Source organism: Wolbachia endosymbiont (group A) of Hylaeus communis (assembly GCF_947251915.1).
Lineage (GTDB): Bacteria > Pseudomonadota > Alphaproteobacteria > Rickettsiales > Anaplasmataceae > Wolbachia > Wolbachia pipientis.
Genome location: NZ_OX366396.1, coordinates 1,089,661 through 1,114,046, shown reverse-complemented (window position 1 = coordinate 1,114,046; position 24,386 = coordinate 1,089,661). Strand labels below are relative to the sequence as shown.

The window sequence follows — 24,386 nt, the reverse complement described above, 5'->3', positions numbered from 1 at the left end:
ACACTTAAAATGTAAAATGGTTCTACTTAAGTAAAATAGCCATAAATGAACAACATAAGAAATTTTGCAATAATAGCGCATATAGACCACGGTAAGTCAACGCTTGCTGACCGTTTAATAGAGGAATGTAACGGCCTTGAAGCAAGAGAAATGACCAATCAAATACTCGATTCAATGGATATAGAACGCGAACGTGGGATTACAATTAAGGCACAGACGGTAAAACTCAATTATACGGCAAACGACGGTAATCAATATTGCCTAAATCTCATGGACACCCCAGGTCACGTTGACTTTTCTTACGAGGTAAGTCGAAGCTTAGCAGCGTGCGAAGGTTCACTTTTAGTGGTAGATAGTAGCCAGGGCGTTGAAGCACAAACCCTTGCAAATGTATATAAAGCTATTGACAACAACCATGAAATAATAGTTGTGCTCAATAAAGTTGATCTTCCTGCTGCAGATCCAGAAGGGGTAAAACTCCAGGTTGAGGAAATAATCGGTATTGATGCAAGTGAGTCAGTTTTAATATCAGCAAAAACTGGACTTGGAATAAAAGATGTACTGGAAGCAATAGTAGCAAAACTTCCAGCTCCTCAAGGTGATGTAAATGCTCCATTGCAAGCAATTTTGGTTGATAGTTGGTATGACACTTACTTAGGAGTAGTAATTTTAGTGCGAGTTAAAAATGGAGTGCTAAAAAAAGGCATGAGAATTGTTATGATGTCTAATAATGCTACATATCAAGTCGACAATATTGGTATTTTCACCCCTAAAAAAGTGATGACGGGTGAACTTTCAGCGGGTGAAGTTGGTTTTATAACTGCTTCAATGAAGGAAGTGGCAGACTGCAAGGTAGGGGACACTATCACTGAGGAAAAGAGACCTTGTAGTGAAGCACTTCCTGGATTTAAAGAAGTGCATCCTGTGGTATTTTGTAGCATTTTCCCTCACAAAACGGATGATTTTAAATATTTAAGGGAAGCTCTAGAAAAGTTACATTTAAATGATGCAAGTTTTACCTTCGAAGCTGAAACTTCAAATGCACTAGGCTATGGATTTCGTTGTGGTTTTTTGGGAATGTTGCATCTTGAAGTTATTCAAGAAAGGCTCGAGAGAGAATTTGATTTAGACCTAACAGCAACTGCGCCAAGTGTTATATATAGGGTTACAACACGAAGTGGTGAAATTTTGAATATTCATAACCCAAGTGATATGCCAGATCCAACAAAAATTGAAATTGTGGAAGAACCGTGGATTACCGCAACCATAATGGTTCCTGATCAATACTTGGGAGAGATTCTATCTCTATGTGAAGAAAGGAGGGGAGAACAGGAGGATTTATCTTACATTGGTAACACAACAACAGCATTGTTAAGATATAAGTTACCACTGTCTGAAGTTGTTTTTGACTTTTATGATCGATTAAAATCAATTTCCAAAGGATATGCAAGCTTAGATTGGGAAATTTCCAGCTATCTGGTAAGCCAAATAGATAAATTAAGCTTTTTAATTAATGGAGAGCCCGTAGATGCACTGGCTTGTATCGTTCACAAAAGTAGGGCAGAAAAAAGAGGGCGTGAAATATGTGCACGCTTGAAGGATTTAATACCACGTCAGCAATACAAAATCGCGATTCAAGCGGCAGTGGGCGGAAAAATCATTGCCAGAGAAACGATTAACCCATACAGAAAAGATGTAACAGCTAAACTCTATGGTGGAGATGTAACGCGAAGAATGAAACTACTTGAAAAGCAAAAGAAGGGTAAAAAAAGGTTACATTCTATAGGGAACGTAAATATTCCACAGAATGCTTTTATTCAAGCCTTGAAGATAAGTGATTGATCTTAAAAGACTTCTTGTATAGTTTTTGGCAACAACCGTTAGAAACGAAAAAACTTACTTGACAAACTCTGCCAGCCCCCTTATCATGAAAGTGAAGCTATTTATTTATCTTCTCTGTACAGATTAAATGACAAAAAAACTCACGTATCTGGCGTCTCATGTTTAATTTTTTGCACTATGTGCACCTTATGTCTTTATCAAACTTCTACCTACATAAGCTGAAACGCGCTTATAAAGCGTTTAAAACATAAAAAAACGCCAACTTAAAAAATGGATAGTGAATAACTAGCTACCCTACGGCTTCTTTTGCCTTTTTTCCTGTTTAGTAAATTTCTTAATGTTTCTAATTTAGATTAGTTGCGGTTTAAAAGCAACTGAATCGCGGTTATTAAGCATTTAGAATAAAAAAACGCCATACTTGAAAGTATAATGTAAGTAATTAGCCAACCACGGGGCTTCTTTTGCCTTTTTTTTCATTTGGTAAATTTCTTAATGTTTATGGCTAAACGACAACCGTCATCCCGCTACTTGTTAGCTGATGAGATACCGCGAATAAATCGCGGTATGACGTAGGACTGCTGTCATCCCAGTGCTTGACACTGGGATCCAGTTGAGCTATTTCAACAAAAATACTGCATTTGAGATGAACGTTTATTCTTACCAGACTTATTTACAAATATAACAATTAAAGTCTGGATTCCAGCGTCAAGCACTGGAATAATATCGTTTACTATGTCTATATTACAATATTTGTGCAGTTGTGTATCAACTACTTTTGTGGCACCGTTTGTTATTCAATCTTTATGCTAGTTTTACTAAAAATTATAGTATTTTAGGTATAATTGCAATATCTAAATTTAAGGTATAGAGATGAACCCTAGGAAAGTTTTTAATATTCTTTTTATAGTATTATTTATTTCTTTTTCTCATGTTGGGAGTGCTGCCGCTGACACTAATACTGATACAACTGCTCAAGTATAGCATTTCTCATAATAGTCCGAACAGGTCATAGGAAGGCAGAATCAACAGCACGACGAAAGGATTCGAATAGAGGAATGTTTTTCCTGGCTCTGTTTTTTATAGCAAACCAATGATGCTCAATTTTGTTGAAATCTGGAGAATAAGGCGGCAGATACAAAATTTCTGCACCAACCCCTTTAGCAAGCTCGATAATCTTATCAGACTTATGAAAAGTAGCATTGTCAAGAATGACAGTCTGTCCAGGTTCCAAGATCGGTGTCAAAAATTGCTCAAACCATCCATTAAAAACATCCATATTACAGTGGCCTTCAAAGGTTAACGGAACAACTATCTTTCTTCCACTTAAGGCTGCAACCATACTGATTCGTTGAGTTTTCTTTCCAGATTTTAAGGCATAAAACCGCTGTCCTTTCTGGCAATATCCGTAGGGGTAGTCTTCGGTGTTATCAATGCCAGACTCATCTATATACACTAAGTTTTTAGGTTCTTTTGTCGCTATAATTTTCAAAAATTCAGCACGTTTTTCTTCGTTTCTTTCCTTGTATCCATATGTCTTTTTTTGCGCGTAAATTCAATTTTTTTAAGGGCTCGATAGATCGTTTGGATACTAACGTTGTTCCAAAGTTTAGCCATTTCCGATAGAGTCTTTCCTCCGTGTTCTCTGGCAAATTTGGCAAAGGTATCCCAGTCGGTAATTTTGTGATTGTAACCCCCATTTCCAAGTTTTTTTGATTGAAAGTCTCCTGTTTCTTTTCTTCTTTGCTGCCACTCCCATAAAGTAGTTCGTCCAATCTTAAATCTTGCTGCCACTGTTTCTCTGCTTTCTCCTTCGTCTAGCGCTTCCATTGCTTTTTTTCTTAAATCATAACTATATGCTGCTGGCATTCAACCTCCTTATCATCATCTACCCTTATCCTATCACATCCGGACTTTTATGGAAAGAGCTCTAAGAGGTTGTCCGGAAACAAGTAAAAGGCTATAATATCTGAAATTTTAGTACGGGGTAAAGATGAGAAAAAAGTATCCAACAGATCTAAGCGAAAGGGAATGGGCAAGAATAGAAAAACACTTCAGAGTATCATACAAGAAAGGAGGAAGGCCGCCAAAGTATAGCAAAAGAGAAATATTAGAAGCAATTTTCTATGTATTGCGTACAGGGTGTCAATGGCGGTATTTACCAAATGATTTTCCGCTATGGAAGACTGTGTATGAGCAGTTCAGGCAATGGAAGAAGCAGGGAATTTTTGAGAAAATGAATTATGAAATTACAAAATATAGTAGAAGAAAAATAGGAAGGAATGAGCAGCCGAGTGCCTGTATAGTAGATAGTCAATCTGTAAAGACTACAGAAAAGGGGGGATCAAAGGCTATGATGGAAGTAAAAAAGTAAAGGGTAGAAAAAGGCATATAATTACAGACACTCAGGGTTTTATACTAGGTTGTTACGTAGGCGCTGCTAACGAAAATGATAGAGATGGTATTAAAATAGCATTAAACAATATGAGAACAAAATATACTAAAGTTAAAAAAATGTGGGCTGACATGGGATACCAAGGAAGAAATTTAAAGAATCACATAAAGGAAGAATATGACATAGATATTGAAATTGTTAAAAGGCCTACATGTAGATTTTGGGTGCACAAAGATACGCCACCTGAGCTACTACCAACAAGAGAACAAGGGTTTAAAGTACAGCCAAGAAGATGGGTTGTAGAAAGGACTTTTGCTTGGGTTAATAGGAATAGAAGGCTATCGAAGGAGTATGATTTACTCACAACATCCACTGAGAATTTCATATACCTAGCTATGAGTAGGGTTATGTTAAAGAGGGAATATGCTTGAATTTACTTGTTTCCGGACAACCTCTAAAATCCGACCGGGACAGCCGCAATAAAGTAGATAAGCCTAAACGCCATCATGTCTTTAGGAGAGTTTGCTAATGAAAGTTCTTAAGTTGACGCCATTGGCTGAACGGATACGATTTATTTCAGTGCATGAGCTGGTCCTTTTCGGATTTTAGCGCTGTGTACATAACTGCACGAACGTCTAGTTTAGGGGTAAGAAAAATTAGGGCCTGCAAATTAATCCAAACACATAAGTGTAGTGTTACCACCAAATGCTGTAGTGTTAACACTTACAACTTTTTCTGTAGAAAAACGCTGTAAATAATGAGGACCACCAGCTTTTGGCCCAGTGCCAGATAGTCCTCTACCACCAAATGGTTGTATCCCAACTGCTGCACCTATCTGGTTACGGTTGATGTAGACATTTCCAACTGATATTTTTTTACTTATAGTGTCAATTTGACTTTGTATACGACTCTGCAAAGAAAACGTAAGCCCATATCCAGTACTATTTATATCACTTATAACTTCATTTAATTGTGACTTGTTAAAACGTATGATATGTAAAATAGGACCAAATACCTCTTGCTTTAATTGCGAAATTTTTTGTATCTCATAAATATATGGAGGAAAGAAATAACCATTATGAGAATTTGTATCCATGGGTACTTTAAATAACAGATTTGAATCTTCATCCTCTGACATTTTTTGCGTATGTTGAGTTAGCATATCGATAGATGCTTTATCAATTATTGGACCAATATCAGTACTAAGTTGTATTGGGTCACCAATCTTGAGTTCTTGCGCTGCACCGCATATCATTTTTATCTGCTTCTCTGCTATGTCCTCTTGAATAAACAGCACTCTAAGCGCAGAACAGCGTTGGCCAGCGCTGCGAAACGCAGAAAGCAAAACATCCGTAGTCACTTGCTCTAAGAGAGCAGAGCTATCAACTATCATAGCATTGAGCCCTCCTGTTTCAGCAATAAGTGGTACGATAGGACCATCCCTATTTGCAAGCATTTTATTGATTATTTGAGCAGTTTGTGTTGAGCCAGTAAAAGCTACTCCGGCAATTCTATTGTCTGGAACTAATATTTTGCCTAAATATCCACCATCCCCAGGAATGAGGTGTAACACATTCTTTGGTATCCCAGCTTCATGTAGTATCTTAACAGCTTCGTAGGCAATAATCGGCGTTTGCTCTGCCGGTTTTGCCAGCACTGCATTACCTGCTGCAAGTGCAGCTGAGACCTGCCCAATGAAGATAGCGAGCGGAAAATTCCACGGTGATATGCATAAGAAAACTCCTCTGCCTTCAAAAAAGATGAAGTTATCTTCACCTGTTGGGCCCGGCAATTTTTTCCAGTCGCTCAGTTCATTTTTTGCTATCATTGCATAACAACGCAGAAAGTCGATTGCCTCTCTTACTTCTGCTATTGCATCGGATAAAATTTTTCCTGCTTCCACAATCAGAATGTAAATTAACTCTTTCATCCTTTCCTCAAGCAAATCTGCAGCTTTTTCAAGGCATTTAGCGCGCTCTTCTGCTGAAACATTCTGCCACTTAGCAAAAGCACTATGTGCTATTTCAAGAGCGTTTAAAGCTTGATCGCTTGTTGCACTTGACACTTCTCCAATTACATTTTCCAAATGTGCAGGATTCACTACTTCGATAAATTCAGCATTATCAAATAGTGCTTTTCCATCAATTATTGGTCCAACTTGCCACTTTTTTTCACTAAAACCCTTTATATCATCTGCAAATTGTGAGACTATCACAGAATCACTAATATCCATCCCCAAGGAATTTTTTCTTTCTGGTCCCAAAATATCTTGTGGTAATGGAATGCCTGGATGAGGTTCATAATTAAAATTTATAGCTTTTTCCAGTGGATCTGAAATTAACTCATCGATTTTAACGTTAGGATCACTTATTTGATTAACAAACGAACTATTAGCTCCATTTTCAAGAAGGCGTCTTATAAGATAAGGCAACAAGTCACTATGTTCCCCAACGGGTGCGTAGACACGACAGCTAACATTTGTTGCAAGCTCTGACATTGCATAATCATATAAGTCTTTTGCCATTCCATGTAAGCGTTGAAATTCAAATCCAGGGTGGTTTTTATCAGCAAGTTCCATGATAGAAGCAAAAGTATAGACGTTATGAGTTCCAAAGCATGGGTAAAAGCTGTTTGGTTTACTCAAAAGTTTCTGTGCGCACACGAGGTAAGATACGTCAGTATAGCTTTTTCTTGTAAATACTGAGTAATCATTTAATCCCAATTCTTGCGTACACTTGATTTCTGAATCCCAATATGCACCTTTTACAAGCCTCACCATAATTTTATGATTTGATCGAATAGCAACATCCTCTACAAAGTCAAGAACAGATAAAGCACGTTTTTGATATGCTTGTACAGCCAAGCCGAGCCCTTCCCACTCAGAAAGTGATTCATCAAGCCGTAATTGTTCAAACAAGATTAAGGAAATTTCAAGCCTTTCTGTTTCTTCTGCGTCTATGCATAGTGAAATGTTGTATTTTTTTGCCTCGCGGCAGAGCTCTAAAACCTTAGTGAATATCTCACCAGCAATTCGGCCAAATTGACTAAATTCATAACGTGGGTGTAAAGCAGAAAGTTTGATTGAAATTCCATGGGATTTAAAACAATCATTTATTTCAGTGGATTCACCTATAGCTTTTATTGAGTGCATGTATGAATTAAAATACTCTTCTGCATCCTCAGTTGTGTGAGCAGCTTCGCCAAGCATATCAAAAGAGTATAAAAACTTACTATTGTCATCTAGTTTTGCGTACCTTAAAGCTTCTTCTATGGTTTCTCCAACAACAAAATGATTACCAAGCATAGACATTGCTTGTTTTACTGCTTTGCGAATGATCGGTTCTCCTAAATTCTTAAGTAACTTAGAAATTGCGTAATAGAACTTCGAATCGCCTTCATTATCTCTCAATATACTGCTACCTATCATCAAGCTCCATGTGGAAGCATTAACAAACAACGAAGAAGAGTGCCCTAAATATTTATTCCATTCCTGATTGGCAATTTTATCTTTGATTAGCTCGTCTATTGTATAATCATCTGGTATTCTAAGTAGTGACTCAGCAAGACACATAAGCGCTATTCCTTCATCATTGGAAAGCGAGTATTGCTGCATAAAGGAATCTACAATACTTAATTTATTGTGTTTGATTTTTTCAATAACTTGTTTTGCTATATTATAAATTCTATTTTTTGAATCAGCCGAAAGCTCTGCTTTTTCTACAAGATAACGTATATAACTCTTTTCATCAGTACGATAAAATCCTTGTAAACGTTTTCTGAGTTCATTAGGTTCTTGTATAGAGCTTATCATATATAATTATCTCCAAAAAATACTCCGACACCATATGTATGGTGAAATTATATCATAACTTTGCGCAGAGCAAATTGCTATTTACAAAGGGATCAGGGCTGGCTAAAAGAAGTCCATGCAATAACTTCACTAAATCAAAAAGATTGTGCAAGTATGTAGCTCAACACTCCACCACACATCAAGTATTTAGTCTCAGTTGCGGTTTGTACACAGCATTTGAGTTGAATTGATTGCCTTGAATTATCCTTTCTTTTGATGATACATTCTAGATTTCCACTCGGCACTATTTCACCTTTTATGCTTATTACCTCACTACCATCAAATATCTTTCTGGTTATTCCATTTTGGAATATAAGTGGAAGAACACCCATACCAACTAAGTTGGACCTATGTATACGCTCAAAGCTTTCTGCAATTACAACTTTAATCCCCAACAATAAAGTACCCTTTGCTGCCCAATCCCTACTTGAACCTGTGCCATACTCCTTTCCTGCCACAATGATGAGAGCTTCCTTGTAGCGCATCGCCGCATCAAAAATTGGCATAGTTTCTTGAGAAGGAATATATTTTGTATATCCACCTTCGGTGCTAACCATTTCATTTTTTATTCTAATGTTAGCAAAAGTCCCACGCATCATTACATTGTGATTACCACGACGAGATCCATATGAATTGAAATCCTGTGGTTCAATTCCAAGCCCTTTTAAATATAGACCGGCAGGACTACTCGAGGCAATATTTCCCGCAGGGGAAATATGATCAGTAGTTATGCTATCGCCAAACATTGCTAATATTTGTGCACCCTTTATATCGATTTTATTATTTTTAGGTGATAAGTTATCAAAATAAGGCGGATTTTGTATGTAAGTGCTGTTTGCATCCCAATTATAGATTTCACTTTTTTCACACTTTATCTTTCGCCAATGTTCATCACCAGAAAAAACATCCTTATACTTTTGTATGAACATCTCACGTGTTACCACACTTTTAACACAATCTTCGATTTCATTGTTTGTTGGCCATATATCTTTGAGATAGACATCATTTCCATTCTTATCTTTGCATATTGAATCTTTTGTCAGATCAATTTGCACAGTACCAGCAAGTGCATATGCAACAACAAGTGGCGGAGATGCCAAGTAATTAGCTTTGACTAACGGATGAATTCTTCCTTCAAAGTTACGATTGCCAGATAAAACTGCAGCAACGGTTAAGTTTTTGTTTTTAATGCCATTTTCTATATCTTTATTAAGTGGACCAGAATTCCCAATGCAAGTTGTGCAACCATATCCAACTAGATTAAAACCCAAAGCATTTAGATCTACCTGCAATCCAGACTTTTCTAAATATTCTGTTACAACTTGTGACCCTGGAGCAAGAGAAGTTTTAACCCAAGGCTTTGATTTTAATCCAAGTTTAATTGCATTACGAGCTACAAGACCTGCAGCAATCATCACACTTGGATTTGAGGTATTAGTGCAGCTTGTTATTGCTGCAATAACTACACTTCCATCTTGGAGTTTATCGCTTTCCTTTGACTCATTAACTGAAAATGATTTAGAAAAAGACTCTGCCACTTGTGAAAGAAAAACCTTATCTTGTGGTCTTTTAGGACCAGCCATTACTGGCTTCACGCTCGATAAATCAAGTTCTAGTGCGTCAAAAAATGCTAACTCATTATTGCCACGCCACAATCCTTGCTCTTTCGCATAAGCCTCAACTAACTTAATCAGCTTTTCTGGTCGCCCTGTTAAATGTAAATAATCGAGTGTTTTCTGATCAATTGGAAAAAACCCACAAGTTGCACCATACTCTGGGGCCATGTTTGCTATAGTGGCTCTATCTGCCAAAGATAAATAATCTAAACCATCACCATAAAATTCTACAAACTTACCAACAACGCCTTTTGTTCTTAGGATATTGGTAACCGTCAGCACTAAATCAGTCGCAGTTACTCCTTCCGGCAATCTGCCAATTAATTTAAATCCAACTACTTCTGGAATCACCATACTAATTGGTTGACCAAGCATCACAGACTCAGCTTCTATGCCTCCAACACCCCAACCAAGAACTGATAATCCGTTAACCATTGTAGTATGGCTGTCAGTACCAACTAAAGTGTCAGGATATATGACTCCATCATTATTACACACAACTTGCGCTAAATATTCAAGATTCACTTGGTGGCAAATCCCTGTGCCAGGCGGCACTACTCTAAAATTTGTAAAGGACGATTCCCCCCACTTTAAAAATTGATATCTCTCCAAATTTCTTTTTACTTCTAGCTCAACATTCTTACTGAATGCGGAAACACTTCCATAACTATCTACTTGAACAGAATGGTCAATCACAAGATCAACCGGTACAGACGGATTTATGTTGCTCGGGTTTCCTCCATTTTTCTTAACATAGCTCCGCATTGAAGCTAGATCAACAACAGCAGGAACCCCTGTAAAATCTTGCATCAACACCCTTGCTGGTTTATAGCTAATTTCGTGATTAGTGTGTTTATTAACGCAGTCTGCTAGCACTCTTATGTCATCCAGCTTTACGTTTACTCCATCTTCATTGCGCAATAAATTTTCAAGCAGAACCTTAAGTGAGCAGGGCAATTTAGTCACATCTATTCCTAAAAATTCACTAACACTACTTAGGCTAAAATAGTTGTATGACTTCCCGTCAATGTTTAAAGTCGTTTTTGCGTTTAAAGAATTATTCATCAAGTTACATCATATTAGTTAAAATTGGAATTACTACCGTTACTTTTTTGTTGTTGACCTTGCTGCTCATACATAGTTTCAAAATCTATAGGATCTAGCATCAGTGGGGGAAATCCACCACTACTTGTAACTCTTGCAATTATTTCTCTTGCAAAAGGGAAAAGAAAAGTAGGTCCGCCAATAAACAAAGCTTGTCTTACCTCTTCCTCACTCAACTCTTTTAAATTTTCTATTGAAAAAATACCACAATATTTCGTCTCACAAATGAAAGCTACGCCATCTTTTATGCCTTCATCTTTTACCGTTGCTTTGACTTCTATATGCAAAGTAATTTCATGGAAAGATTTTTCTTCATTCACTTCTTCTTTGTTTTTCGTCCCTTCTAATTTTGCTGAATTGATATTAACCATTACATTAATATCTGGAGCTTTACTAGAAGAAAGGAATGGCGAATTCGGATTCTCAAATGATAGATCTTTAACATATTGACCGTGAATTCTCATTTTTTGTTGTGGCATTTCTTACGTCTCCTTTAATTAAGTTGAGATATTTAATACTTTCTTATATAATATATTCATTTACAAACGAATAGCAAACCTGATTATAAGTTGATATGAAAAACATATTTTCATTAATAATTAATAATGTTCGGATACTTTATATGCCAAGGAGTTGAGTTACTATGATAGAGCTTGTAATATATGCTTTATTAGCAGCGTTCATTTTTTCACGTTTGTATAATTCTTTAGGAAGATCAGCCAACCTCAACCTAAAAAAGCTAACTAGTGTATTGGATGTAAGCCGAAGTAGAGAAGATGTAGTAGAAAACATTGAGGGTTACATTGATAGCAATGATGAAAATTCAATAAAAGTTACTTATGAACAAATATTAAAAAAAAACAAAGATTTTTCTATTTCCCACTTTATAGAAGGTTCAAGCATAGCTTTTGAATTAATAATAAAATATTTCAATCAAGGAAATTTGTCCCAGTTAGAATCTCTCTTGGATAAAGATTTATATAACAACTTCGCAAAAAAGATTAAACATCGTAAAGAGATGCACGAGTCTATAATTGTTTCTATCGTTTCACAAAAGATTTTAGAAATAAAGCTAATAAAAAATGTAGTGTTTATTGCAGTATATTTCCTTTCAGAGCAAATTAACTTCGTTAAGAACAATGAAGGAGATATCATATCAGGTAGTACATCCACTATTAATAAAGTTGAGGATGTATGGCAATTCAAAAAAAATGTTAATTCATCAGACCCAAGCTGGTTGCTTGTTTCTATTCACTATAAAAAGACAAGTAACGATAAGACAAATGACAAGTAAGATTAGTTTTATTTAGAGTTAACCATGGAAAGCAAGCTACGCGAACTAGTACTTGACACTGAAACGACAGGTCTTGACACTGAATCTGGTCATCGAATTATTGAAATAGGGTGTGTGGAATTAATTAATCGTATTCCAACAGGTAAAGTATTCCATCGGTACCTTAACCCAGAAAGAGATATACCTTATCACTCGTTTAAGATTCACGGTATTAGTGAAGAATTTTTAGAAGATAAACCATTATTTTCAGATGTTGCACTTGAATTTCTTGACTTTATATCTAATGATATTTTGGTAATTCACAACGCTGAATTCGATGTTAAGTTCCTTAACATGGAGTTAAGCAAGCTGAATGCTGGGTTAATTTCCTCAGATAGAGTGCTAGATACATTACCTCTTGCAAGGAAAAAATTCGCAGGATCACCTGCTTCTTTGAATGCATTATGTAAGCGTTTTGATATATCGCTAGAGAATAGAGAATTGCACGGAGCACTAGTTGATGCTCAATTGCTTGCAAAGGTATATGTTGAACTTACAGGAGGGTTACAAACCTTTCTATTTGATAATGAATGCAATCAGGACAGTAACTCCACGTTCGTTCAGCATAAAGTGCGTAATCTAACTCCCAGAGAATATTCACCAAATAGTGAAGAAATTGATGAACATAAGAAACTGTTAGACAAAATTAACAATACACTTTGGAATAAATATATTGAATAGATCAACCAATAAAGATACAATTTAATTTTACTGAGAGCACCCTAATGGTAAGGTTTATAAGATTGTTATCTAATATGCTAGTAGCATTAGCAGTTGTTTTTTTAGGTTATTGTTATTTCACTAAAAAAGGCATATTTGCCCCAGCAGCGATTCACAACGCAGAAGTTAAGATAGGCGGAGATTTTTCTTTAATTAATCAGGACGGACAGATCTTGCGCAGTAGTGATTTTAAAGATAAATACATGATGATTTTCTTTGGGTTTTCCTCATGCAAAAGAATTTGCCCTATGAACCTTGGAATAATTTCAGAAACACTTGCAAAGTTAGATGAGAAAACTAACAACAAGCTACAAACATTCTTCATCACAGTCGATCCTGAGCGCGATAGCACGGAAAGACTTAAAGAATTTCAGCAGCAATTTGACCACAGAATACAAATGTTAACTGGTGAAAGAGAAAAAATAGACGAAGTAATTGCAAAGTATAAAGTATATGCTAGCAAAGTTGGTGGAGAAGAAGAAATCAACCATTCTTCAATAATGTACCTTATTGGCCCTGGAGGAAAATATGTTACACACCTTGCAGATGATTTAAATTCAGACGAAAGTCAATCTGATAAGATTTTGGCTGAGATAAGAAAATACGTAAACTGAATTATAGATTTTTCTGTTAATTAGTCGAGCATGCAACTGCATGAGCATTATGATTTGAGAGCAATCTCCATGGGAAGACACACACAACTGTACGAACGTTGTAGTTTGGGAGCAATTCCCACCAGTGGGGTGTCATCCCAGTGCCCAGACACTGGGATCCAGCTTCTATGCAACTTAATTAAAAACGTTTGTTTTAGCGTAAGACAACTACCTTTAGCTCATCAGCTCAGTTATAAGCAAAATTTCTGGATTCCAGTGGGCTTTGTTGCATCGCTACTTATGAAAGGCTAACTATAGTTAGGATTATAAGTAACCTATTGAAAATCTTGTTTTTTTGCAATCAATCTGATCAAATTTAAGAATAGTAATTTATTATTTACATTAATAAATTTAATTCTATTGAAAATAGCTAAAGCATTGAAATTCTTGAATTTTAGCCGGATTAGTGAGTGGTAGTGAAATTTCTTTTACTCAAATTTAGGTATTCACTGACCGTTCTTGTTATAAATACCAGAATAATAAGCTACTGATATTCTCCATCTTTTTTATCTTTAATCCATCATAGCTAGCGATGCAACAAAGCCATTCCAGTGTCAAGCACTGGAATGACATCATCTGTTGTGCAATTTAGAGGTTGTCCGGAAACAAGTAAATTCAAGCATATTCCCTCTTTAACATAACCCTACTCATAGCTAGGTATATGAAATTCTCAGTGGATGTTGTGAGTAAATCATACTCCTTCGATAGCCTTCTATTCCTATTAACCCAAGCAAAAGTCCTTTCTACAACCCATCTTCTTGGCTGTACTTTAAACCCTTGTTCTCTTGTTGGTAGTAGCTCAGGTGGCGTATCTTTGTGCACCCAAAATCTACATGTAGGCCTTTTAACAATTTCAATATCTATGTCATATTCTTCCTTTATGTGATTCTTTAAATTTCTTCCTTGGTATCCCATGTCAGCCCACATTTTTTTAACTTTAGTATATTTTGTTCTCATATTGTTTAATGCTATTTTAATACCATCTCTATCATTTTCGTTAGCAGCGCCTACGTAACAACCTAGTATAAAACCCTGAGTGTCTGTAATTATATGCCTTTTTCTACCCTTTACTTTTTTACTTCCATCATAGCCTTTGATCCCCCCTTTTCTGTAGTCTTTACAGATTGACTATCTACTATACAGGCACTCGGCTGCTCATTCCTTCCTATTTTTCTTCTACTATATTTTGTAATTTCATAATTCATTTTCTCAAAAATTCCCTGCTTCTTCCATTGCCTGAACTGCTCATACACAGTCTTCCATAGCGGAAAATCATTTGGTAAATACCGCCATTGACACCCTGTACGCAATACATAGAAAATTGCTTCTAATATTTCTCTTTTGCTATACTTTGGCGGCCTTCCTCCTTTCTTGTATGATACTCTGAAGTGTTTTTCTATTCTTGCCCATTCCCTTTCGCTTAGATCTGTTGGATACTTTTTTCTCATCTTTACCCCGTACTAAAATTTCAGATATTATAGCCTTTTACTTGTTTCCGGACAACCTCTTAGAGCTCTTTCCATAAAAGTCCGGATGTGATAGGATAAGGGTAGATGATGATAAGGAGGTTGAATGCCAGCAGCATATAGTTATGATTTAAGAAAAAAAGCAATGGAAGCGCTAGACGAAGGAGAAAGCAGAGAAACAGTGGCAGCAAGATTTAAGATTGGACGAACTACTTTATGGGAGTGGCAGCAAAGAAGAAAAGAAACAGGAGACTTTCAATCAAAAAAACTTGGAAATGGGGGTTACAATCACAAAATTACCGACTGGGATACCTTTGCCAAATTTGCCAGAGAACACGGAGGAAAGACTCTATCGGAAATGGCTAAACTTTGGAACAACGTTAGTATCCAAACGATCTATCGAGCCCTTAAAAAAATTGAATTTACGCGCAAAAAAAGACATATGGATACAAGGAAAGAAACGAAGAAAAACGTGCTGAATTTTTGAAAATTATAGCGACAAAAGAACCTAAAAACTTAGTGTATATAGATGAGTCTGGCATTGATAACACCGAAGACTACCCCTACGGATATTGCCAGAAAGGACAGCGGTTTTATGCCTTAAAATCTGGAAAGAAAACTCAACGAATCAGTATGGTTGCAGCCTTAAGTGGAAGAAAGATAGTTGTTCCGTTAACCTTTGAAGGCCACTGTAATATGGATGTTTTTAATGGATGGTTTGAGCAATTTTTGACACCGATCTTGGAACCTGGACAGACTGTCATTCTTGACAATGCTACTTTTCATAAGTCTGATAAGATTATCGAGCTTGCTAAAGGGGTTGGTGCAGAAATTTTGTATCTGCCGCCTTATTCTCCAGATTTCAACAAAATTGAGCATCATTGGTTTGCTATAAAAAACAGAGCCAGGAAAAACATTCCTCTATTCGAATCCTTTCGTCGTGCTGTTGATTCTGCCTTCCTATGACCTGTTCGGACTATTATGAGAAATGCTATACTTACATCAAAACCAAGGAGGGATGGCTATATTTGGCAGCAATAATTCTCACGTATGGTAGTTAATGAGTAGTGCAATAAATAAACAATTGGTTATGAACTCTTTATTAATGGCCATTAATAGGCGTAAACCTGTTAAAAATCTACTGCTGCACAGTGACCAAGGTTCACAATATACTGCGCAAGGGTATCAATATCTCTTATCCATAAAAAACATAGATGAGTTATAAAGGTTGTTGTTACGACAATTCTGTTGTGGAAAGCTTCTTCAGTTCTCTAAAAAGGGAGTTACCAATAGACACCTCTCGGCACTCTAAACAGCATATCAAAACTGCTATATTTGAATATATAGAAATTTTTTATAACAAACAACGTCACTATTAACTATTGCATTCCTGAGCATTTTGATTCATCATTCTCTTTGTGAAAAACATTCCAAACTTTCTCTCCACTTTTTCTGGGTAAGGTCAGTCAAACCTCCATTTTTTTTATATCAATTTATTACTTTTTTTTCGGTTTGACACACTTTTTTGAACCATACGCGTCAAGTTAAGAGATTGTGAGCAAATTTAGAGAGGTTAAAGTGGATACTCTAGCCCTTCTACGTTTGTCTTTTAATAAAAATCGCGACCAAGTTATAGTGAGTTTTTTAAGAAATGCTTTTAAACTATTAATTTTGGTTAATACTAAAAATAACTCTCTAACCCGTCTTTTTAGCTCAATAAATGCCTTTGTTAAGCTAAGTTCTGTATTCTTTTTCACTTCTGTGCAAACAACTATGCCGTGAAATATAAGAATTGCGCACAATTTAGCATATAGTTCACATAATACTCTGCATGGCTTTCCTTTTAGCTTATCAAGTCTGATATGGCTTTTATACAATTTAAATAATAACTCAATTTGCCACCTTACTCTGTAAATCGTTAATACTTGCTCAGCACTAATTTTATTTTCTGGAACATTAGTTATAAATATTGACCAGTTCAACAATTTTTGATTTCTTTTAGAGGATGTATATCCCTGCGATCTTGCTAATCTATTAGCTTTCCTTCTTCTGGCTATAGACTGTTCTTCAGTTAGTTTCTGACATATAATTCTTACTCTAATTTTTGCTTCTTTTCCTAACAATACCTCGTTTTCTAAAAATAACTTATCCTCTAAACATTCTAATAACTCCATTTTTTGATTTGTTTCTACATCATATACGTTGGTATCGGATTTATAACGACTTATGAAATAAGCTCCTATTTCATTGATTTGTTTAAAAGAACTTGGCACAAAATAACCGAGATCAGATATTAGCAAATCATTGCTTGATATATTACTTAAATGTTTCCTATATCCCTGGTCTGATCTTATTCCCTCCGTTAAATTAAGTTGGTCTATTATCTGATTCATGTAATCGAAAACTAATTGTAACTTTATTCCAGACTTAGTATTGCTTTCATAGCCACTGTAGCTAGTACCATAACCTTTATACATCTCTTCCATACTGTTAGGTAGAGTAATATAGCTACTGTCCAATAATTTAACACTATTAAATTGCTGTAAGATTTTGCAATCAACTTGCAAGATATTTTTAAAGAGAACCACAGATTCATTATACATCCTTTTCATAAATTCCACTGCTTCTTCAGTAAATCTAAAATCCAAACCTTGTTTTGTTATATCTATCGAGTCCTCGTTTAGTAATTGACACATTGTTTCTATGCTGCAATCATCAACTCCTATGTTACCAAAAACCATATCTTTTATGAATGATGAGCCATTAAGTTTTCTCTTTCTTTTTATAAAACCTACTGCAATTGATATTTCGTCTGCTTTTTCATTAAAGAATTCATTGAGGTCTTTTGATAAGCAAGCTATTCTGTCCATTGTAAGTTCTCTCATTCATATATCCAAGAGAATTTATACCTTATTATTTTCCTTCACTCTATCAACTTTACTTACACTTTTCCTTAACTTGACGCGTATGCTTTTTTGAACATTCCCAACGAAAAAAGAAAAACAAGGTTTAATTTTCTTTTTTATTTGCGATTTATCTATTAATTAACCGTGAAAGGTTACGTGTAATGCTTCTTCACATAATTATCAATAATTGCCTTAAATTCTTCAGAGACATTATCACCTTGTAAAGTTTTGAAATATTTGCCGTTTTTATAGACTGCTGAAACAGGTTTTTCTCCATATCCAGGTAAGCTGATTCCCAAATTTGCGTGTTTGCTTTCTCCAGGACCATTTACTATGCATCCCATAACAGCAATGTTCATATGCTCTACACCTGGATTTTTTTTCTTCCACATCGGCATATGAGTTTTTATATAGCCATTCACCTCTTCAGTTAATATACGAAAACGATCGCTACTCGTGCGCCCACAACCAGGACATGAATTAACCTGAGGGTTAAAGTGTCGCAAGCCTATAGACTGCAATATTTCCTGACACACCACCACTTCATTAGTACGCGATTCACCAGGACGTTGAGTCAAAGAAGCCCGTATTGTATCTCCAATGCCATTTTGCAATAAATAAGTAAGCCCTGCTGCGGTATTTACCACACCTTTATTGCCCATACCAGCCTCAGTTAAACCCAAATGCAGCGCATAATTGGAAGATTTTGCAAGTGCCATATAAACTAAAATTAAATCTTGTACTTTGCTAACTTTACATGAAATGATTATTTTGTTTGAATTTAGACCAATTTCTTCAGCTTTTTTTGCACTATCAAGAGCAGACATTACAAGTGCTTTGCGCAGTATAACATCAGAAGGCCTTGAATTACTAAGCGAAGAGTTTTCATCCATCAATTTTTGCAAAAGGTATTTATCAAGACTACCCCAATTTACCCCAATTCTAACCGGAAGATCGTGCATTATTGCATACTCTATAACCCTTTCAAACTTCTCATCACGTTTGTTGCCAAAACCTATATTGCCTGGGTTTATCCTAATTTTACCCAGCATTTTGATGTTGTCTGGATAATCTTGAACTAATTTATCTAGCTCATACTGACCACAGCCTACCAATATTTTACCGTCAAAGCCTTCTTTATTTATCTCTTCTACTATATAAGGTATTGCTCTTGCTACCTCCTCTGAATTCAAAGCAATCCGTACTAACTCTGAACCTGCACGTGCTAGTTCTGTTATCTCTTTTGCATAATGTTTTGCGCTACTTTTTATACTATCAGAATCTATATGCACGCCAAGCGCCATAGATTGTACAACTACAGGATTATTTCCACCTATCTTTACTTTTCCAACTTCTACAACATGAGTTTTGTGCCTGGAAATCTGCGATAATTCATATGTATTATCATTCAATATCAGGTCTTTATCTAGCATATTATTAATGGCCAATATTGTGATACTATTTTACTGTGTCAGCTACACTGCCAAATGAACTTGAACCATTCAAACTATAAGCATCTACGTTATCCAAATTAGCAATAGAATCATGTGAGCACGTTCTTCTTGATGGAGTTTCTTTTATAGTGACATTTATAGGAGAAACTTTCTTTTCTCGTGTTGAAGTAACTTTCTTCTCTTCTTGTTGTTCACTTTCATGCTGCTTATTTTCATACTGGAAAACTGACTCTTGATCTATAAATACAGCACCCCTTAAACGTGCGATATTAATACCATGCTGATTTATCATAGTGCTCTCTTCATCGTCGACTATGCAAGCTTCCATGTCATTTGGCTCATTATCAAGACTAGCAATTTTTTTCTCTTTTAATTTTTTGATTAGATCTTCTTTATTTATAGCTCGATCTTGTAATTTTTTTTTCTTGAGCAATTCCCTACGCTTCTCATACAGTTTATATGACTCAGCAAAATCCTCATCTGTATGAAAGTTTGCACCACCAGGGTTACCAGGAGGTATGTATCTCTTACTGAGCTTAGATTTAGCTTCAGCACTATGCACAGTAAAAAAGCTAGAAACCAAAAACATTAATATAAATAAAATTTTAGAAAAAACCCTAAGCATATGGTGCTATAGTAAATATCGTGTTTTAAAAGATAGCAATTAACAAACTTTAAGTAAACCAGAATCTTTACTAACTTTACAATACAAATATTTTTCTAAAAAGTGATATGTTTGCTATCAAAAAAACCTACGCAGACTAAGAGAAGAGTAAGGTGTTACAAGTTGCGTAACACCTTTTCAAGAAAAGTGTTATGCAGCTATATGTTTGCAACTTTTAAGTTATTCTGTAGTTTTTCAGTACCATCGGTAGTATCTACATTACTAAGTTTTGCGTCTGGCGTATCTTTAGATAAGTCGTTTTTCTTCTCTTTATCAAGCTTAACTCCCTGATAGATACAGAATGCAACAAAACTAGTTATTGCTATTGCGGCAACAGCACTGACTATGATACAAATTGCCATTATTTTTTGTTGATCTGCTACTGCCTCTGCAAGTGTTTCCACTTTTTCTTGCAGGACGTTTAAGTGCTCTTGCATAGCTTGAAACTGCTTAGTACCAATCTTGTCTTCTAATGCACTAAAAACTTTTTCAAACTGCTCAACATCTATCTTTTGAGCTTCTTGCCATTCTTTTAATGCACTAAATACCTCTTCAAACTGTTTAGCATCTATCTTTTGAGCTTCTTGCCATTCTTTTAATGCACCAAAAACTTTTTCAAACTGCTCAGCATCAATTTGTTGACTTTCCTGCAATGCTGTTATATCTGACTCATCAAAGCCAAGTACCCATTTAGTTATACCCATTTTTAACCCCCTAGTTAATTAATATATTATAATTTTACATTCCAAATGTTTAAATTATTATTAAATCAATTGTCATTATGTATTGATCTTTTAATAATTTCGTTTGACTTGCTTTTTGAAAGTGCGAAAACTTAAATTAAGGTACTTACGAAATACATGAAGAAAAATGCTTATTGTATTTTTGTAACCATTCACACTTAATTCTGCAATTCTTTGATCTCACTCATGGAGAGGCCAGTAAACTTAACAATAGTGTTGACATCAACATTATTAGCTAGCATTGCTTTTATGACTTCAATTTTTCCTTTCCGTACACCTTTCTCTTCAGCAAGATCAAGTCTGTATTCAAGGATGGCTTCTTCTTTCTGTAGATCCATCACTCTTTCTTCATAAGCTAGGAGATCTTTTTCACTCCAGTGAAACTTGTCTAATTCATCGTATGCTAGCTTTATTATTGGTGATTCCTCTGCAATTTTCTTTAGATCTTCATCTGTCGTTTCTTCTGCATGCTTAAAAAAGAAGCACCACCTTTCTATTGTGCTTTCTAGTTCCTCCACTCTGCTTTTTGAAAATTTAGGTAATTCTATAAAGACAAATTGAAAATCTTTTAAGTAATGGCCGTTGGTTTTTATATCACGTATATTGTGAGTAGAAATATACTCAACCTCTTCAGGGAATAGCATACCATTGGAAATAACAATGAAGAAAACCTTCTTTAAATTAATGTAATTTTTATCAGCCTGCCTTGAGTAAGCCTTAGCAGCATAGAGTTGTGCGCGCTTTTCAAAGCCCTTGTCGCGAGCGAGCTGCATCTCAATTATATATCTTGACCCACTAGAATCCCTGCAAAGAACATCAACTATACTTTGTCTATCAGAGGCAATTTCAGGGTCCATAATGGTGCTTAAGAATTCTACTTCTTGTATAGTATTGACTTCAGTACATCCTAAAATATCATTTAAAAAATGGATAAGAATATTCTTATTTTTTTCAGTACCAAAGATTTTCTTAAATGTTAAATCTAACTTTGGATCGAGAAATTTTGAAAAAGCCATAATAAGTACAGTTAGGAAACGTTAATAATTATACACTATTATTAACAATTATTCAATCATATTTTTAAGGAAGACAACTTTTAACTTTGTAAAAGATAGCCAAGAAAGTTGCATTTGCAGCAAATTTTAAGATACCCATCTATGGCCTAACTTAACGCGCATGAACGTTCTCAGAAGCCCTGTTATTCCACCAATATCTCTCTCTTTCCTGAATAATTTGGAGCACTGACAATACCTTCTTTTTCCATTCTTTCAACGATGTTTGCAGCTCTGTTATAGCCTATTCTAAGTTGTCGCTGAATGTAACTGGTTGAAACTTTTTGATCTCTTTGAATGATGGCCACTGCTTGGTTGTAAAGGTCGTTTTCTTCATCCTCTGTTTCACCTTCTGATTCCACAGAAGAATTTTCATCTTCCTTGGTAATTTCCTCCATGTAATTTGGCTCACCTTGCATTTTCAGATGATCAACTATATCTTGCACCTCATCATCGCTCACAAATGGGCCGTGAATTCGAATAATCTTACCACCAGAGGCCATATAAAGCATATCACCCATGCCGAGCAATTGTTCAGCCCCTTGTTCGCCAAGTATTGTACGGCTATCTATCTTAGAAGTAACAGCAAAACTGATTCTCGTTGGAAAGTTTGCTTTTATCACACCTGTTATCACATCCACGGATGGACGTTGTGTTGCCATTATGATATGTATTCCTGCAGCTCTGGCCATTTGCGCCAAACGCTGAATAGAGCACTCTATTTCTTTGCCGGCAACAAGCATCAAATCTGCCATTTCATCCACGATCACTACAATATACGGAAATATTTCCATCTTGATTGGTATTTTTTCAAACAAAGGCTTACCTGTTGTTGAGTTAAAGCCAATCTGCACAACGCGCTCCAATTCTATTCCACTATTCATCGCTTCTGTGATTTTTTGATTATAGTTTATAACATTGCGTACATTCAAATACGACATCATGCGATAGCGGTTTTCCATTTCTTTCACGATCCACTTAAGAGCGACTACAGCCTTTTTTGGCTCTGTTACTACTGGCGTTATTAGATGTGGTATTGCATCATATATTGAAAGCTCAAGCATTTTGGGGTCGATCATTATCATCTTGCATTCGTCAGGACTTAATCGATAAACGAGTGAAAGAATCATAGTGTTAATCGCAACTGATTTACCAGACCCTGTGGTTCCAGCAACGAGCAAGTGAGGCATTTTAGTTAGATCTGCAATAACTGGTTTTCCACTTATTTCTTTGCCAAGCGCAATTGGAAGATTTAAGTTTGCATTTTGGTATTCTGGTGATTCAAGCAAATCACGCAGCATTACAATTTCCCGTTCCTTGTTCGGCAACTCTATTCCCATAGCATTTTGCCCACGAATTATTGAAATACGTGCAGAGAGTGCACTCATCGAACGTGCAATGTCATCTGCAAGGCCAATTACTCTTGCAGATTTCGTACCAGCTTGTGGTTCAAGTTTGTATAAAGTCACAACCGGCCCATAGCATACACTGATAATTTTTCCTTGCACGCCAAAATCACTCAGGACTTGTTCCAGCAGAGATAAATTTTTATTGCTCTCCATTTCATTCAGCTGTTTTCTCTGCAAAGACTCCTCTGCTTTGGAAAGTAAATGAATGCTTGGAAATTCGAACTCACTGAAAATTTCTTTGGTGGCTTTTTTCTGTCTTTCTTTTGGTTGTTGTTTAGTAGTGATTTTAGTTTTATGTTTTTCTTCTACTACTAATGGTGCAACTGAATATTCAGCAGTTTTATGTGATCTGAAGAATGGAACATTTACAAATAAGCAAGCTATTTTTTTACATAAGAAGAATAGAGAGTAAATTGTTCTCTTCCAACCAACCAATCCTACAAGACCTATTGATGTTACTATCACAAATACATAAAACGGACAGTGATTAACGAGTACATTCCCTATTATTCCACTGTGTCTGTACCTTGCAATGACGCCTAGCGAAAGTTGTGGTAATATAGCACATATCCCTAAATTGATTAATATTAAACAGAGAATTTTCAGCAGCCTTTTTGCTGGCCTGAAGATCAACAAGTAAACTATGGTTGTAGCTATTGTAACACTAGTTAATCCGAGAAATTGAACCAATATATCAGCTAAATATGAACCTACTATTCCACCTAAATTTGTCACTTCCTCATTTGTAGCCGTGTTTAAGGAAGGATCTTTATAGTTATAGCTAAAAACTGATATATATATATATATTAAAAGGGATAGATATATTGCTGATTTTAGATATTTTTTTAACATCTACCTAAAGTAGTAAGCTACTGTATATTTTACAAAGTGAATTGTTATTAGCAATATCATTATAGATAAATCTAATCCGTTGAACGGTGGTATATATCTTCTAATAATCTTTAGTGGTGGATATGTCAATTGGTTCAAGATGTGCATTATGCTACTGACAGTTTCATTATATATGTTCACCATATTAAGTTTAACCAGCCAGTTTAGGACAACCCAACATATTAGAATGAAGCTATAAAGATCAAGTAACGTATTGAGTAGATATATGATTGGATGCATACATATCTATTACACGAAAGTTATATAAAAGACAAGTATTTAGCCTTTTCA

Annotated in this window: 17 protein-coding genes and 3 pseudogenes; 8 read left to right on the top strand and 12 right to left on the bottom strand. The window is 35.6% G+C overall.

Annotated elements, in window-relative coordinates:
* Positions 1 to 45 precede the first annotated feature (45 nt).
* Entirely contained in the window at positions 46 to 1,842 is a 1,797-nt protein-coding gene (gene lepA / locus OPR52_RS05520; protein ID WP_265037975.1) for a translation elongation factor 4, read from the top strand.
* An 870-nt stretch (positions 1,843 to 2,712) separates the two neighbouring features.
* A pseudogene (locus tag OPR52_RS07900) lies at positions 2,713 to 2,820 on the top strand (TrbC/VirB2 family protein); the annotation flags it as partial.
* Between the two features lie 28 nt (positions 2,821 to 2,848).
* On the opposite strand, the gene OPR52_RS05515 reads toward OPR52_RS07900, so the two are convergent.
* Positions 2,849 to 3,708, bottom strand: a protein-coding gene (locus tag OPR52_RS05515) for an IS630 family transposase (RefSeq protein ID WP_265037751.1) whose coding sequence is annotated in 2 segments (ribosomal slippage) — positions 2,849 to 3,384 and positions 3,384 to 3,708 — 861 coding nt in all. Because the reading frame shifts where the segments join, the coding sequence is not laid out codon by codon here.
* Positions 3,709 to 3,832: 124 nt separating this feature from the next.
* Between OPR52_RS05515 and OPR52_RS05510 the strand changes: the two genes are divergently transcribed.
* Positions 3,833 to 4,665, top strand: a protein-coding gene (locus OPR52_RS05510) for an IS5-like element ISWpi1 family transposase (RefSeq protein ID WP_265037890.1) whose coding sequence is annotated in 2 segments (ribosomal slippage) — positions 3,833 to 4,202 and positions 4,202 to 4,665 — 834 coding nt in all. Because the reading frame shifts where the segments join, the coding sequence is not laid out codon by codon here.
* A 239-nt stretch (positions 4,666 to 4,904) separates the two neighbouring features.
* On the opposite strand, the gene putA is transcribed toward OPR52_RS05510, so the two are convergent.
* The 3 genes from putA to secB all read right to left on the bottom strand — a co-directional run bounded on the left by putA (position 4,905) and on the right by secB (position 11,283).
* The gene (gene putA / locus OPR52_RS05505; protein WP_264723249.1) at positions 4,905 to 8,045 is read right to left on the bottom strand and encodes a bifunctional proline dehydrogenase/L-glutamate gamma-semialdehyde dehydrogenase PutA; all 3,141 of its coding nucleotides are present in this window, start codon (positions 8,043 to 8,045) and stop codon (positions 4,905 to 4,907) included.
* Positions 8,046 to 8,179: 134 nt separating this feature from the next.
* Positions 8,180 to 10,765, bottom strand: a complete 2,586-nt coding sequence (gene acnA, locus OPR52_RS05500) for an aconitate hydratase AcnA (RefSeq protein ID WP_236514421.1) — start codon at positions 10,763 to 10,765, stop codon at positions 8,180 to 8,182.
* A gap of 14 nt (positions 10,766 to 10,779) precedes the next feature.
* Positions 10,780 to 11,283: a protein-export chaperone SecB gene (gene secB / locus OPR52_RS05495; RefSeq protein ID WP_006279761.1), complete on the bottom strand. Its 504-nt coding sequence runs from the start codon at positions 11,281 to 11,283 to the stop codon at positions 10,780 to 10,782.
* Positions 11,284 to 11,447: 164 nt separating this feature from the next.
* Between secB and OPR52_RS05490 the strand changes: the two genes are divergently transcribed.
* Genes OPR52_RS05490 through OPR52_RS05480 form a run of 3 tightly spaced genes read left to right on the top strand, consistent with a single transcriptional unit; the run spans position 11,448 to position 13,471 of the window.
* Positions 11,448 to 12,098 (top strand): Tim44/TimA family putative adaptor protein, encoded by a 651-nt coding sequence (locus tag OPR52_RS05490; RefSeq protein ID WP_264723246.1) that lies wholly within the window; start codon positions 11,448 to 11,450, stop codon positions 12,096 to 12,098.
* A 24-nt stretch (positions 12,099 to 12,122) separates the two neighbouring features.
* Positions 12,123 to 12,818 (top strand): DNA polymerase III subunit epsilon, encoded by a 696-nt coding sequence (dnaQ, locus tag OPR52_RS05485; protein WP_264723245.1) that lies wholly within the window; start codon positions 12,123 to 12,125, stop codon positions 12,816 to 12,818.
* A 44-nt stretch (positions 12,819 to 12,862) separates the two neighbouring features.
* Positions 12,863 to 13,471, top strand: coding sequence for an SCO family protein (locus tag OPR52_RS05480; RefSeq protein ID WP_320109380.1), 609 nt, complete (start codon positions 12,863 to 12,865; stop codon positions 13,469 to 13,471).
* 654 nt (positions 13,472 to 14,125) lie between these two features.
* Here OPR52_RS05480 and OPR52_RS05475 read toward each other — a convergent pair.
* A pseudogene (locus tag OPR52_RS05475) lies at positions 14,126 to 14,958 on the bottom strand (IS5 family transposase).
* A 124-nt stretch (positions 14,959 to 15,082) separates the two neighbouring features.
* On the opposite strand from OPR52_RS05475, the gene OPR52_RS05470 reads away from it, so the two are divergent.
* Together OPR52_RS05470 and OPR52_RS07895 are read left to right on the top strand one after the other, a co-directional pair.
* Positions 15,083 to 15,942 (top strand): IS630 family transposase gene (locus OPR52_RS05470; RefSeq protein ID WP_265037751.1). Its coding sequence is split into 2 segments (ribosomal slippage): positions 15,083 to 15,407 and positions 15,407 to 15,942, totalling 861 coding nucleotides; the frame shifts between segments, so codons are not numbered across the junction.
* 29 nt (positions 15,943 to 15,971) lie between these two features.
* Positions 15,972 to 16,398: pseudogene (locus OPR52_RS07895) on the top strand (transposase); the annotation flags it as partial.
* Positions 16,399 to 16,520: 122 nt separating this feature from the next.
* On the opposite strand, the gene OPR52_RS05460 reads toward OPR52_RS07895, so the two are convergent.
* From OPR52_RS05460 to OPR52_RS05430, 7 genes are all read right to left on the bottom strand, one after another.
* Positions 16,521 to 17,846: an IS4 family transposase gene (locus tag OPR52_RS05460; protein ID WP_406833388.1), complete on the bottom strand. Its 1,326-nt coding sequence runs from the start codon at positions 17,844 to 17,846 to the stop codon at positions 16,521 to 16,523.
* A 188-nt stretch (positions 17,847 to 18,034) separates the two neighbouring features.
* The gene (gene ispG / locus OPR52_RS05455; protein WP_265038478.1) at positions 18,035 to 19,315 is read right to left on the bottom strand and encodes a flavodoxin-dependent (E)-4-hydroxy-3-methylbut-2-enyl-diphosphate synthase; all 1,281 of its coding nucleotides are present in this window, start codon (positions 19,313 to 19,315) and stop codon (positions 18,035 to 18,037) included.
* Between the two features lie 25 nt (positions 19,316 to 19,340).
* Positions 19,341 to 19,961: a TRP75-related protein gene (locus OPR52_RS05450; RefSeq protein ID WP_070356736.1), complete on the bottom strand. Its 621-nt coding sequence runs from the start codon at positions 19,959 to 19,961 to the stop codon at positions 19,341 to 19,343.
* Between the two features lie 197 nt (positions 19,962 to 20,158).
* A complete protein-coding gene (locus tag OPR52_RS05445) occupies positions 20,159 to 20,704 on the bottom strand; it encodes a hypothetical protein (RefSeq protein ID WP_265037967.1) in 546 nt (181 codons plus the stop codon).
* Between the two features lie 197 nt (positions 20,705 to 20,901).
* Positions 20,902 to 21,759: an Rpn family recombination-promoting nuclease/putative transposase gene (locus OPR52_RS05440; protein ID WP_265037965.1), complete on the bottom strand. Its 858-nt coding sequence runs from the start codon at positions 21,757 to 21,759 to the stop codon at positions 20,902 to 20,904.
* A gap of 182 nt (positions 21,760 to 21,941) precedes the next feature.
* Entirely contained in the window at positions 21,942 to 24,056 is a 2,115-nt protein-coding gene (locus OPR52_RS05435) for an FtsK/SpoIIIE family DNA translocase (protein WP_264723228.1), read from the bottom strand.
* The gene (locus OPR52_RS05430; protein ID WP_006279515.1) at positions 24,057 to 24,335 is read right to left on the bottom strand and encodes a YggT family protein; all 279 of its coding nucleotides are present in this window, start codon (positions 24,333 to 24,335) and stop codon (positions 24,057 to 24,059) included.
* Between the last annotated feature and the right edge of the window lie 51 nt (positions 24,336 to 24,386).

Excerpts from the sequence above, each read along its gene's own strand:
- ispG (WP_265038478.1), bottom strand. The coding sequence starts at position 19,315 with ATGCTAGATAAAGACCTGATATTGAATGATAATACATATGAATTATCG.
- OPR52_RS05430 (WP_006279515.1), bottom strand. The coding sequence starts at position 24,335 with ATGCATCCAATCATATATCTACTCAATACGTTACTTGATCTTTATAGC.
- lepA (WP_265037975.1), top strand. The coding sequence starts at position 46 with ATGAACAACATAAGAAATTTTGCAATAATAGCGCATATAGACCACGGT.
- OPR52_RS05460 (WP_406833388.1), bottom strand. The coding sequence starts at position 17,846 with ATGGACAGAATAGCTTGCTTATCAAAAGACCTCAATGAATTCTTTAAT.
- OPR52_RS05440 (WP_265037965.1), bottom strand. The coding sequence starts at position 21,759 with ATGGCTTTTTCAAAATTTCTCGATCCAAAGTTAGATTTAACATTTAAG.
- dnaQ (WP_264723245.1), top strand. The coding sequence starts at position 12,123 with ATGGAAAGCAAGCTACGCGAACTAGTACTTGACACTGAAACGACAGGT.
- secB (WP_006279761.1), bottom strand. The coding sequence starts at position 11,283 with ATGCCACAACAAAAAATGAGAATTCACGGTCAATATGTTAAAGATCTA.
- OPR52_RS05450 (WP_070356736.1), bottom strand. The coding sequence starts at position 19,961 with ATGCTTAGGGTTTTTTCTAAAATTTTATTTATATTAATGTTTTTGGTT.
- OPR52_RS05435 (WP_264723228.1), bottom strand. The coding sequence starts at position 24,056 with ATGTTAAAAAAATATCTAAAATCAGCAATATATCTATCCCTTTTAATA.
- putA (WP_264723249.1), bottom strand. The coding sequence starts at position 8,045 with ATGATAAGCTCTATACAAGAACCTAATGAACTCAGAAAACGTTTACAA.
- OPR52_RS05480 (WP_320109380.1), top strand. The coding sequence starts at position 12,863 with ATGGTAAGGTTTATAAGATTGTTATCTAATATGCTAGTAGCATTAGCA.
- acnA (WP_236514421.1), bottom strand. The coding sequence starts at position 10,765 with ATGAATAATTCTTTAAACGCAAAAACGACTTTAAACATTGACGGGAAG.
- OPR52_RS05490 (WP_264723246.1), top strand. The coding sequence starts at position 11,448 with ATGATAGAGCTTGTAATATATGCTTTATTAGCAGCGTTCATTTTTTCA.
- OPR52_RS05445 (WP_265037967.1), bottom strand. The coding sequence starts at position 20,704 with ATGGGTATAACTAAATGGGTACTTGGCTTTGATGAGTCAGATATAACA.